Origin of the sequence: Chitinophaga sp. Cy-1792 (assembly GCF_011752935.1) — a bacterium.
GTDB lineage: Bacteria > Bacteroidota > Bacteroidia > Chitinophagales > Chitinophagaceae > Chitinophaga.
Window position 1 is genome coordinate 3,102,149 of record NZ_VWWO01000001.1, and the last position, 12,488, is coordinate 3,114,636.

The following is a 12,488-nucleotide window of genomic DNA, read 5'->3' on the forward strand; positions in this document are numbered from 1 at the left end:
CTAAGTGTTAGAATTACTAAAAACATGACGGTATACTCAAAGAAGAAGTCCCAGGATAACATGGATATTATCTCTATTGCGATAGTAGAGGATAACCATGATATTCGCACGGCTATGGAATTGCTGATTAATGGTTCTGACGGATATGCCTGTGTTGGCACTTTCAATAATGCAGAAACCGCTGTGGAACAGATCCCTCATTTATTGCCCAATGTGGTGCTGATGGATTTCAACCTGCCGGGAGGTATGAACGGTATTGAATGTATTGCGCGACTGAAGTCAGAATACCAGGATATGCAATTTATGATGTTAACGGTTTATGAAGATGACGACAAGATCTTCAATGCGCTGGAGGCTGGTGCCAGTGGTTACATCCTGAAGAAAACCTCTCCGGGCGAGTTGCTGGAGGCTATCCGTGATTTGCATGAAGGTGGCTCACCAATGAGTTCACAGATTGCGAGGAGGGTGGTAGCATTTTTCCAGAAGCAGGCTAAGCCGAATCCGGCGCTGGAAGCGCTGACGACGCGTGAAAAGGAAATCCTGGATCAGTTGTCTAAAGGCTTCCTGTATAAGGAAATTGCGAGCAACTTATTTATCAGTATAGAAACTGTCAGAAGGCATGTTCACAATATTTATGAAAAGCTGCATGTGCGCAGCAGAACAGATGCTGTTAACAAGTATTACAACCGATAATTATTTTCTTACATAAGAATGAAGCAATTGAAAGGCATTGATTATTCAATGCCTTTCAGTTTTTAACCAATTACGTAACTGGTGGACCAGTAAAACCATTGCAGCAATCAACAGACAAGCCAGTTTAAACAATAAACCAGTTTTCATAGGAACAGGATTAAAGATGAATGGAATCTTAAATCTGTCAAAGCCATGCTGGCGGCCCCAGGATCAATTCAATAGGTAAAGCCGGTTAATCGGAAGATTTTTTTATAAAAATCAGCGCATCATCTGCCATTTGTCGAACTTGCGGATGAGTCTGAGCAGTTTATTTCCTACGTTATTTTCCTCTTCTTTGCGGATATATCGGCTGGCAATGAAGGCTGCACCGATGAGCAGCACGGATAGGATCAGGCATAGTGTTTTCATAAGGACATTGGCTAGGATTTCAAAAAATAGGTATATTGTAAAGGTATCTTTCTGAGAAACTAATGATTGTAGATGATTGTTTTATTAAATAATAGATCATCTGCAGTAAGAATTACCAGAAAAGGGTATCTTTTGTAAATATAATAATATATGTTATATAATCAATATATCGCATGCATTTTTTTATTTATTTAAGTTTGACTTGGGTTGATTCGCTGAATCCATTATTTTTGCCAGTAATCTGGTTTTGCTAAAAGATTTAGTAGAGTGGATGGCCAGATCTGAGAAGAAACAGTATAAGTATAAGGAAACTTTAATATATTATGGCAAATACGGATAAAACGGATAATAAGGATCTATTTGCTTCCTATACGGAAGACTCCATACGGTCGCTGGACTGGCGGGAGCATATCCGCCTTCGTCCGGGTATGTATATCGGTAAGCTGGGCGATGGTTCCAGTATGGACGACGGTATTTACATCCTGTTGAAGGAGGTGACCGACAACTGTATCGATGAGCATACGATGGGCTTTGGTAAGCAGGTAGATATTAAGGTAACGGAGCATAGTGTAACGATCAGGGACTATGGACGTGGTATTCCATTAGGTAAGGTAGTGGACGTAGTGAGTAAGATCAATACCGGTGCTAAATATGATAGCAAAGCGTTTCAGAAGTCGGTGGGTTTGAATGGTGTGGGTACCAAGGCGGTAAATGCCTTGTCCAGCTATTTCCGGGTACAATCCGTTCGTGAGGGAAGGATGAAGGTCGCCGAATTTGAACGCGGCGTACTGATAAAGGAGCATAAAGAAACGGCTACCAATGAAGAGAATGGTACACTGGTGACTTTTACACCGGACGACACTGTATTCAAGAACTACCGCTATATTCCGGAATTCCTGGAAAACCAGATCTGGAATTATTGCTTCCTGAATGCGGGGCTGACTATCAGCTTCAACGGTAAAAAATATATTTCCAAAAATGGTTTGCTGGATTTATTACAGCGTAAAACCAATGAAGATGATCTGCGTTATCCGATCATCCACCTGAAAGGGGAAGATATTGAAGTAGCGATTACCCACGAAAACCAGTATGGGGAAGAGTATTATTCCTTTGTGAACGGTCAGCATACGACACAGGGCGGTACGCACCTGGCGGCTTTCCGTGAGGCTTTCGTGAAAACGGTACGTGACTTTTACAAGAAAGATTATGATGCAACAGATATCCGTGCTTCCATTTGCGCTGCCATTGCGGTACGCGTGCAGGAGCCGGTATTTGAATCGCAGACCAAAACCAAACTGGGTTCCCTGACAATATATGAAGGTGGTCCTTCCATGAAGGCTTTTGTGCTGGATTTCTTCTCCAAACACCTGGACGATTTCCTGCATAAAAACTCAGCGGTAGCAGATGCGTTGAAGAAACGTATCGAGCAGAGTGAAAGAGAGCGTAAGGAACTGGCTGGTATTAAAAAACTGGCGAATGAGCGCGCTAAAAAAGCAAACCTGCACAACCGTAAACTGCGTGACTGCCGCATACACCTGAATGAAGAAGTTAGCGGTAAAGACAAGGCAGAGCAGGAAGCACGCCGACTGAACACCACCATATTTATTACGGAAGGTGACTCTGCAAGTGGTTCCATCACCAAATCACGTAATGTGGAAACGCAGGCGGTATTCAGCTTACGTGGTAAACCGCTGAACAGCTTCGGGCTGACGAAAAAAATCGTTTACGAAAACGAGGAATTCAACCTGCTGCAACATGCATTGAATATAGAAGAAGGACTGGAAGGACTGCGCTACAACAATATTGTGGTAGCTACCGATGCCGATGTGGACGGTATGCACATTCGTTTGCTGATCCTGACGTTCTTCCTGCAGTTTTTCCCTGACCTGGTGAAAAACGGGCACGTATACATCCTGGAAACACCTTTGTTCCGTGTACGTAACAAGCAGGAAACGATTTATTGCTATAATGAGGAAGAGAAGCAGAAGGCAATTAAGAAGCTGACCGGTAAACCGGAAATTACCCGATTTAAAGGACTGGGTGAGATTTCCCCTGAAGAGTTTGGCCGATTTATTGGCGATGACATGCATATTGACCCCATTATCCTCTCCAAGGATATCCATATTCAGAAACTGCTGGAATACTATATGGGTAAGAATACGCAGGCAAGACAGGAATTTATTATTAATAACCTCCGTTACGAGAAAGATCTCGTGGAAGAATAGTTTGTCAGGTAATTCAGCTTTTGTATGAGCTTAAAGCATATTGTGTTTGGTCAGACGTCCGTGCCGGTATTGGCAGAAGCCATTGGAATGGACGAAAAAATGCAGGGAGATGTGTTGTGTTTTGAAGAAGATCTGTCTGTAGGGCCTTTGTTTATTCTTGACACCAAAGAAGGGCAGGCAGGCCGTTTTCAGTGGTGGCAGCAAATGCAGGGCATAGCGCCGGCAGCAGCCACAAACGCTGATATGTTTGAGGAAGCAGCACCTGCATCCACGCCGGAACCTGAGCCGGAGATATCAGGCGACCATGACCGGTTCCGTGCGTTAAAAGGTATGCTGAAAGAGGATCCTGAACTGGAGATATGGATCTGGGCAGGACAGAATTCACGTGATGTTGCCGGCTATTACTGGCTGGTGAGTCAGTTGTATGATTTTGCTGGTCGTGTGCATATCATCTACCTGAACAATCTTCCTTTCCTCAACGAAAAAGGCGCAGTATTCTATCCTACTCATCTGCACCAGATTCTTCCAAAAGAATTCCTGAAAGCAAAGAAGCTCGCCCGCCCGGTTTCACTGGCGGAGTTTGAGCTGGATGGCGATGAGTGGCACAGACTGATGAATGAGAATGCAGGTATTCGCATACTGGAAGGTGGTAAAAAACTGAAAGGTGAACCTGCTACTTTATATGATAAAGATTTGGTGGCGCAGGCGGGCAAAGATTTTGTAAAAGCCTGGCGTGTTGCCAATCAGGTGGGTGGAAAGCTGAAATATCCGCTGCCGGAGCATTTCCTGGGATGGCGATTGAAAGAGCTTATCCGTGAGGGAAAACTCGACAGCAGAGGTGAGCTCAAAACACCGAAAGATTTTGAAGTGAAGCTACCTGGTGGTGGAGGCGAAGAAGCTACCACTGCCCCGGTACAGGAGAATGCCTGAGTGAAGGCTCAGGGTAATTAAAAACATGAAGCCAGCTTTATTACTATGATCTATGTAACACCGATATCCCTTCAGGGAGAAGATGAAAGAGGCAGTAACTATATGTGGAACTGCCAGCGTACCGGAGATTTCATGTTGTGTTACCGGAATGCGGGCAGTAGCAGCGGCCAGCATTATCATGAAGGTCATAGTGATAATAAGAATCCGGAGGTCATGTACCTCTTCAGTGGAAAGGCCGAAATACATTGGTGTCCGCTGGATGGGAATGAAATTGTGACCACGGAAATTACGGCGCCTTGCAGGGTAGAAATACCTGTGCTGATCTGGCATCAGCTGATTGCCGTAACAGACTGCTGTTTTATAGAACTCAACTCCATGGATGATGTACGGAAAGATAGTATACGTGTATGGAGAGAGGATTTTGAAAAAATGATAAAAGTAAAATCGTAAGAGTAATAAATGGATATGGAAAATCAAACAACAGACGAATCTCTGCATAATGTCACGCATGTTGGCGGAATGTATGAGAGCTGGTTTCTGGATTATGCTTCCTACGTAATCCTGGAACGCGCGGTCCCCAGCATTGAAGATGGGTTGAAACCCGTTCAGCGCCGTATCCTGCACGCCATGAAGGAAATGGATGATGGCCGCTTTAATAAGGTGGCTAACGTCATCGGACAAACGATGCAGTACCATCCGCATGGTGATGCTTCCATCAGTGATGCAATTGTAAACCTTGGACAAAAAGACCTGCTGATAGAAACACAGGGTAACTGGGGAGATGTAAGGACCGGTGATGATGCAGCAGCAGCGAGATATATTGAGGCACGCCTCTCTAAATTTGCACTGGATATCGCATTCAATCCTAAAACCACCACCTGGCAATTAAGCTACGACGGCCGTAAAAACGAACCGCTGGCATTACCCATGAAGTTCCCGCTGCTGCTGGCACAAGGAGCAGAAGGTATCGCCGTAGGTCTGTCTACCAAAATATTACCACATAACTTCAACGAACTGCTGGATGCTTCCATCAAATACCTGAGAGGGAAGAAATTTGAGCTGTTCCCAGACTTCCCCACTACCGGTGGTATGGTCGATGTAGGTAACTACAACGATGGTAAACGTGGTGGTAAAGTTCGTGTTCGTGCACATATCGAAGAGAAAGACAAGAAAACCCTGCTGGTAAAGGATGTACCGTATGGTATTACCACTACACAGCTGATGGAATCAATCGTTAAAGCCAACGACAGCGGCAAAATCAAAGTGCGTAAGGTGGTAGATAATACCGCAGCGGATGTAGAAATTGAAGTGCAGCTGGCGCCGGGTATCTCTCCTGATATCACCATCGATGCATTATATGCATTTACAGATTGTGAAATTTCTATCTCTCCGAATGCCTGCGTTATCGTAAACGATAAACCACAGTTTATCACCGCATCCGATCTTTTACGTTCTTCTGTAGATTATACCAAAGACCTGCTGAAACAGGAACTGGAGATCAAACTGGCTGAACTGGAAGATAAATGGCATTATACCTCTCTCGAAAAAATCTTCTTTGAGAAAGGTATTTACAAGGAACTTGAACAGAAGCACAAAGACTGGGAAGCTGTACTCACAGCCATCGACAAGGCTTTTGCTCCGTATAAGAAAAACCTGAAACGTGCCATTGTTAAGGAAGATATCGTCAAATTAACGGAGAAGCCTGTACGTAGAATTTACCGCCTCGATATCAATGAGCTGAACGAACAGATCAAAGGTATTGAAGGTGAAATCAAACAGGTAAAACATCACCTGGCTAACCTCGTTGATTATACCGTTGAATACTTCGAAGGACTCCTGAAGAAATATGGTAAAGGCCGTGAGCGTAAAACTGAAATCAAAACCTTCGATACCATTCAGGTGCAGCAGGTGGCGATTGCCAATACCAAAATATATGTGAACCGTGCAGACGGCTTCATCGGTACTTCCCTGAAGAAAGATGAGTTCGTAGCTGACTGTTCTGACCTCGACAACATCATCGTATTCCGTAAAGATGGTAAGATGCTGGTGACCAAGGTTGCTGATAAAACCTTTGTGGGCAAGGATATCATTCACGTGGATGTATTCCGCAAAAATGACGAACGTACTACCTACAACATGATCTATGTGGAAGGTAAAACAGGCGTCAGCTATGCCAAACGTTTCAATGTTACCGGTGTAACCCGCGACAAGGAATATGATCTGGCGCATAAAGGTGAAAAGAACTCCAAAGTGCATTACTTCTCTGCCAATCCAAATGGTGAAGCAGAAGTGGTAACCATCAAGCTGAGCCCTAACTGTTCTGCAAGAAATAAAGAGTTTGATCTGTTCTTCGAAACCATCGCGATCAAAGGACGTAACTCCATGGGTAACCAGGTTACAAAATATCCTATCCGCGGCGTGAAATTCAAGGAAAAAGGTGTTAGCACACTGGCAGGACAAAAGATCTGGTATGATCCTGAAACCGGTCGTCTGAACACAGAAGAGAGAGGCGTGTATATCGGTAGTTTTGAAGGAGAAGACAAGATCTTCGTTGCCTTCAAGAACGGTACCTATGAGCTGACCAACTATGAACTGACGAACCGCTATGAATCAAATGACGTAGTATATATCGAAAAGTTCAATCCTGATAAGATCGTTACTGCGATTTATTATGATGCAGATAAGAAACAGTTCAACGTGAAACGTTTCCGTATCGAAACACAAACGCTGAACAACAAGTTTGTCTTCATCAAAGAAGGGCAGGGCAACTACCTGGAAATGGTTACCACGCACACCCAACCGGTGGTACTGCTGAAAACAGGTAAGAAGCGTAATCCTGAAGAGGAAGAGATCAACCTGGCTGAGTTTATTGAGGTGACAGGCTGGAAGGCTGTAGGAACAAGAATTGCCGGCGATGATCTGATCAGTGCGGAGTTACTCTCTGAAGATGAAGATCCGGACCCGGAAGATGATAGTAATGTGCAGGGAGAATTATTCTCTTAATTCTTTTCTCTTGAAAGATATAAAAAAGCTGATCAGTATGTGCTGATCAGCTTTTTTTGATTTTATAACGGCCGCGAAGCTGGCGTTATAAAATCAAAAGAGCGGATGGCCGAAGGCCATCCGCTCTTTTGATAAAAGATAAAAAAGATTATGATTTAGTCGTTTTCTTCTTCTGCGGAACCGTAGCCGGAGCAGCAGTACCCGTTCCCGTTGCCTCATCATAGCTTTGCGGATTGGTCATGCTTTTCTTCTTCACGTCCATTGGCGCCGGTACTGGCGGTCCCTGGCCGATTGGAATTGCATCGTGGAAGATTTTTTCTACGTGCATCCATTTACCCATCATCCATTTAAAGCCTTCGTAATCCATATCGGAGACATAGGTGAACTTTTTTTCAGGCTCATTGGATTCAGAAATCAGGTGATCGAAGATGATCATTTCCTTTTCCTTATTAAAATTGAGGCTGATACTGCTTTCCTTCTTATACTCCAGGATAAAGCGGTTTCTGACAGGCTTTGGCGTACTATCCTGCGAGAAACTGAAGAACGGACCACCAAAGACAGGCTGCCCATTTTTGAATGTCAGCATATCCACGATTTTCTTTTGGCTGCGTGGATTGTTGGCATCCCATCCGAAGAGGGTATAAAATTCCTGGTTAAAATAGTGGCGTTGTTCTATATGATAATACAGGCAACCGTACCAGGATTTGTTATCCGTGATGGTGTCGGTATTGGTCATGTAGTCAGAGTTATCGAATAGCGGAAACAGCTTTAGCTGTCCGTCCGGTGTATTCATCTGAATGGCGCCATAGTGGCGATAGAAGCCGTTTTCGCGTTCAAGTGCCCAGGAGAAGATGCGGAAACTGCTGTCGGCCGGATATTGGATGGAAATGGTACGAAGTGAGTCGAACGGAAAGCGGAATGAATTTTTATTTTTCAGGGCTTTCACGAGCATGGGAATGAACGCATCACATGCATGCTGACGACCGTCGTCACCTTTTCCCAGGAATATTTCCTGGCTGAGCTGTTTCAGTGTATCCTGGTAATGTCTGAGGCTGGAGCGGGCCGCAGGGTCCAGTCCTGCTGTGGCAGGAGCGGAAGCTGGCACGCGGGTCTGCGCCTGGCTGGTATAGGTGGCGCTGCAGAGCAGCAGGAATAATATCAGTTTTTTTACCATACTTATTATACGGATATACGCTTAAATTATTGTATGGACCTGGCATAATCGAGCAGGGTATCAAAGCGCTCGTCTATGAGTGGGTGCGGCAAGGTGATTTCAGGATGGGTGGAGGCGATGAAAATGGTTTTCATGCCCAGGTTTCTGCCAAACTGCATATCACTCATGGAGTTACCTACGATGACGGATTCTGTAAAAGAGATGTCGGGATGGTCCATGAGTGCCATGTAGGCCATGCCGGTTTGTGGTTTACGGCAGGGGCTATCATTGTTGACTTCCGGGCAATAGTAGATTTTATCGATATGACCGCCTGCTTTTTTAATTTCGGCCATCATTTTAGAGTGGATGCCTTCTAACCCGCTATGGGTAAGGAGTCCGCGACCTATACAGCGTTGATTGGTAACGATGATGATACGATCGAAGGCTTTAGTGAGCATTGGCATAGCTTCCAGTGCGCCATCGCTGAAGCGGAACATATCCCAGCCAAGCACGTACCCGTCTGTAATTTCATCGTTGATGACACCGTCTCTGTCAAGGAATAAAGTCATAATGCTGATTTATGGCTGCTGGGCTTTTACGAAAGCATAGTAATCTTCCGGGATACCGATATCGATGAAATAGATATCGCTTATAAAGCCGAATAGTTGTTGTGATGCTGCCATTGGCTCCAGTACTTCTTTTTCGAAGGAGAACTTTGCAGGCAGGGCCAGACTTTTCAGGTAGCTGGCGCTGGTGAGGTAGATGCCTCCGTTGATCAGGCCTGCTTCCATGAATTGTTTTTCACGGAAGGCGGTAATCTGTTGCTGGTCGTTGAGCGTTACAGTTCCATACCTGTCGAAATTTGTCATTGGCTTGAGTGCCAGTGATAAATTGCTGTGGTGGCTGGTATGGAAGGCATCAAATGCTGGCAGGCTGATATCGAAATAGGTATCTCCGTTGACAATAAAAATATTATCTCTCTCTACCTTATCCAGCGCATATACAATACCACCGCCGGTTCCCAGCGGTTCCGGTTCTGTGGCAAATGAAATACGAAGTGGTTGCGGGTTGTTATTACACCAGTCAATTACCTGATCTGCCAGATATCCAAGGGAGAGAATTACATGTGTAACTCCTTGTTGGTGAAGGTATTGGATGAGATAATACAGAAAAGGTTGGTCGCCAACAGGGGCCATGCATTTAGGTTTGTCGGCCACTGCGTCGCGGAGCCTGGTACCCAGGCCTCCTGCCAGTACAATACATTCGGTTGTCATCAGGCGAAGAGATTATTTTCTACTATTTCGCAGATAATATGTCCGACGGTGATATGTGCTTCCTGGATGCGCGGGGTATCCGTAGAAGGCATATTGAGGAGGAAGTCGGAGCCTTCCTTCATTTTGCCGCCCGTTTGCCCGGTCATGCTGACAACGATCATTCCTTGTTCTCTGGCTACTTTCATCGCTTCGATAATGTTGGAAGAGTTGCCGGAGGTGGAGATGCCGACGAGGACATCACCAGGGCGGCCGATTCCGCGAAGGATTCGGGCGTAAACCTGGTCGTAGCCGTAGTCGTTGCCAACGGCGGTCATATAGGAAGAATTGCAATGCAATGCTTCTGCGTAAAGGGGAGTACGGTCTTTGTAGAACCTGCCGGAGAATTCAGCGGCGAGGTGTTGTGCATCGGCAGCGCTGCCACCGTTGCCACAGAAGAGAATTTTATGATCAGCTTTGAGGCTGTTGGTGATTGTTTCTGCCACCTGGTGTATGGTTTCCAGCAGTTGTTCGTCCTGGCATATAGCCTCTTTCACGGAGATGCTGGCTTTCAGTCTGTTCGCTATTTCTTGCTTCATCTGCTAAAGTTAAGTTAGATGCTCCAGGTTTGAACACCGTTATTGGTAAAATGGTAACGTTTAACATCTCCGCCGAATTTGTTAAGGGCGTCTACTACAGGGAACCTGGTATTTTTCGGGCAGTAGAAGATCATGAAACCGCCACCGCCTGCACCGGAGATTTTGCCTCCGCTGGCGCCGGCTTTGCGGGCAGCTTCGTAGATTTCGTCCAGTTGTGGGTTGGAGATACCGTGTGCCATTTTCTTTTTCTGTTCGAAGCCATAGTCGAGGATTTCACCGATTTTATCGATGGTGCCTCTGAGGAGGGCTTCTTTCATCATTACTGATTGTTCTTTCAGATGATGCATGGCAGCGATGCTGTCGTCTTTCTTTTCGTTGACGTTTTTCTGTTGTTCGGAGATGATCGTGGAAGACAGGCGGCTGGTGCTGGTGTAGAAGAGCACGAGGTTATTTTCCAGTTCATGCAGGTAAACGTCTTTGATGCGGAGTGGGTTGACGATGACTTTGTCGCCGTAGAATTCCATGAAGTTGACCCCACCAAATGTGGCGGCGTATTGGTCTTGTTTACCGCCGGCCTGTTGGAGGTCTTCTCTTTCGATGGAATAGGCGAGGTGAGCCATGTCATATTCACCCAGCGGGAGTTTGAGCCATTCGGCGAAAGCGCCGAGAACGGCTACCACCAGGGTGGAGGAAGTGCCGAGGCCGGAGCCCGGAGGAGCGTCTACGTAGGTGGTGAGTCTGAACCCGGAAGGAAGTTTACCATAGTCTTTGAAGATACGGTTCACGACACCTTTCAGTATATCCAGTTTACCATCTAACGGCAATGGGTATACGGCGTCGTAGGAGAGGGATTCTCTTCTGTCGGCCGATTCAAAGATGACTTTATTTTCTGTCAGCGGTTCGATGGAAGCGCGGGCATATAAAGAGATGGTGGCATTGAGGATAGCGCCGCCGTATAAGTCCGAATAAGGACTTACATCAGTGCCGCCACCGGCAAGGCCTATACGTAGAGGAGCTTTACTTCTGTAAATCACGCCTGGTTTGGGTTTAGATATTTGTGTTTAGATTTCGCCGGCTAATTTATGAATTTCTGAGGCGAGGCGGTGCCAGGAGTACTTTAATTTTTCTTCCTTGACGGCTTCGGTCATATCAGCTTCATGGTTGCCGGTATAATATTTTTCGATGGCAGCAGCGATGCTTGCTGGCTCAGGATCGGCCTGAAAGCCAACGATACCATCGGGCACCATTTCTGTGAGTCCGCCTACTTTCGTAACTACCATTGGTTTGTTGAAGTGGTAGGCGATCTGTGAGATACCGCTCTGGGTGGCACTTTTATAAGGTTGTACTACCAGGTCGGCGGCACAGAAGTAGTTTTTAACTGCTTCAGTAGGAATGAAGTCGGTGTGCATGATGACACGGTCGCCGAGTTGCAGTTCCTGCAGTAATTGCTGGTAGGGGGCTGCATCTTCAAAAAATTCGCCGGCAACGATGGCATGTACGTCCATGTTCTTCATCTTTTCATCTGCCATGGCTTTGAGCAGGAGATCCAGGCCTTTGTAGGCGCGGATGAATCCAAAGAAGAGGATATATTTTTTTTCTGGTTGCAATCCAAGGTTTGCTCTGGCGGCTTCTTTAGAGATATGCTCCCCATAATTATCGTAGATAGGATGGGGGATGAGAGAAGCAGGTTTTGTTGGTTCAAACACGCGGAGATCGTTGAGCACAGACTGGCTCATGGCGATAAAGGCATCCACGGGTTTGAGGAAGTATTTGGTGAAAGGTACGTCACCGGGACGTTTTTCGTGTGGTACTACGTTGTCGAGGATAGAAATAACCTTGGTATGGTTTTTCTTTTTTCCCATGCGTAATATGGTGCCAAAAGCAGGTCCCATGATGGGCAACCAGAATTTGATCAGGATATAGTCCGGGTTCATTTTACGGATCATTCGGGCTACTTTGATCCAGTTAAGTGGATTCACAGAGTTGAGTACCCGTTTGATATGTAAGTGAGCCGGTGCGGGATCGGTTGAGAACTGGCTTTTTCCTGGATAGAGGAATTCAGGGTATTGCACGGTGAACGTGAATATTTCCACGTCATGGCCTTCCTGTTGCAGTTCTTCGGCGAGGCGTTCGTTATAAGCAGCCAGCCCACCCCGGAAAGGGTAGGCTGTGCCGACAATAAGTATTTTCTTTTTCTGAGCCATTGTTATATATCGTTCGCGGCCTT

12 protein-coding genes are annotated in these 12,488 nt (G+C 45.8%); 5 read left to right on the forward strand and 7 right to left on the reverse strand.

Features of this window, described 5'->3' with window-relative positions; genetic code table 11:
- The first annotated feature begins 24 nt into the window (after positions 1-24).
- Entirely contained in the window at positions 25-693 is a 669-nt protein-coding gene (locus F3J22_RS12625; RefSeq protein WP_167017642.1) for a response regulator transcription factor, read from the forward strand.
- 258 nt (positions 694-951) lie between these two features.
- On the opposite strand, the gene F3J22_RS12630 is transcribed toward F3J22_RS12625, so the two are convergent.
- Positions 952-1,101, reverse strand: a complete 150-nt coding sequence (locus tag F3J22_RS12630) for a hypothetical protein (protein WP_167017644.1) — start codon at positions 1,099-1,101, stop codon at positions 952-954.
- Positions 1,102-1,424: 323 nt separating this feature from the next.
- Here F3J22_RS12630 and F3J22_RS12635 point away from each other — a divergent pair, with 323 nt between their 5' ends.
- From F3J22_RS12635 to F3J22_RS12650, 4 genes are read left to right on the forward strand one after another with little or no spacing between them, the layout of a single operon-like run.
- The gene (locus tag F3J22_RS12635) at positions 1,425-3,326 is read left to right on the forward strand and encodes a DNA topoisomerase IV subunit B (RefSeq protein WP_167017646.1); all 1,902 of its coding nucleotides are present in this window, start codon (positions 1,425-1,427) and stop codon (positions 3,324-3,326) included.
- A gap of 24 nt (positions 3,327-3,350) precedes the next feature.
- The gene (locus F3J22_RS12640) at positions 3,351-4,256 is read left to right on the forward strand and encodes a DUF1835 domain-containing protein (protein ID WP_167017648.1); all 906 of its coding nucleotides are present in this window, start codon (positions 3,351-3,353) and stop codon (positions 4,254-4,256) included.
- A 45-nt stretch (positions 4,257-4,301) separates the two neighbouring features.
- Positions 4,302-4,706, forward strand: coding sequence for a hypothetical protein (locus F3J22_RS12645; RefSeq protein WP_167017650.1), 405 nt, complete (start codon positions 4,302-4,304; stop codon positions 4,704-4,706).
- A 15-nt stretch (positions 4,707-4,721) separates the two neighbouring features.
- Complete coding sequence (locus F3J22_RS12650) at positions 4,722-7,259, forward strand: DNA gyrase/topoisomerase IV subunit A (protein WP_240155042.1); 2,538 nt, start codon at positions 4,722-4,724, stop codon at positions 7,257-7,259.
- A 148-nt stretch (positions 7,260-7,407) separates the two neighbouring features.
- Here F3J22_RS12650 and F3J22_RS12655 read toward each other — a convergent pair whose 3' ends face one another.
- Genes F3J22_RS12655 through F3J22_RS12680 form a run of 6 tightly spaced genes read right to left on the reverse strand, consistent with a single transcriptional unit; the run spans position 7,408 to position 12,465 of the window.
- Positions 7,408-8,433: a hypothetical protein gene (locus F3J22_RS12655; RefSeq protein ID WP_167017654.1), complete on the reverse strand. Its 1,026-nt coding sequence runs from the start codon at positions 8,431-8,433 to the stop codon at positions 7,408-7,410.
- 26 nt (positions 8,434-8,459) lie between these two features.
- Positions 8,460-8,981: an HAD-IIIA family hydrolase gene (locus tag F3J22_RS12660; protein ID WP_167017656.1), complete on the reverse strand. Its 522-nt coding sequence runs from the start codon at positions 8,979-8,981 to the stop codon at positions 8,460-8,462.
- 9 nt (positions 8,982-8,990) lie between these two features.
- Complete coding sequence (locus tag F3J22_RS12665) at positions 8,991-9,686, reverse strand: nucleotidyltransferase family protein (RefSeq protein WP_167017658.1); 696 nt, start codon at positions 9,684-9,686, stop codon at positions 8,991-8,993.
- The gene (locus F3J22_RS12670) at positions 9,686-10,261 is read right to left on the reverse strand and encodes an SIS domain-containing protein (protein ID WP_167017660.1); all 576 of its coding nucleotides are present in this window, start codon (positions 10,259-10,261) and stop codon (positions 9,686-9,688) included. The genes F3J22_RS12665 and F3J22_RS12670 overlap by 1 nt, the downstream gene beginning before the upstream one ends.
- Positions 10,262-10,275: 14 nt before the next feature.
- Positions 10,276-11,295 (reverse strand): dehydrogenase, encoded by a 1,020-nt coding sequence (locus F3J22_RS12675; protein ID WP_167017662.1) that lies wholly within the window; start codon positions 11,293-11,295, stop codon positions 10,276-10,278.
- Positions 11,296-11,322: 27 nt separating this feature from the next.
- Positions 11,323-12,465, reverse strand: a complete 1,143-nt coding sequence (locus F3J22_RS12680; RefSeq protein WP_167017664.1) for a glycosyltransferase — start codon at positions 12,463-12,465, stop codon at positions 11,323-11,325.
- Between the last annotated feature and the right edge of the window lie 23 nt (positions 12,466-12,488).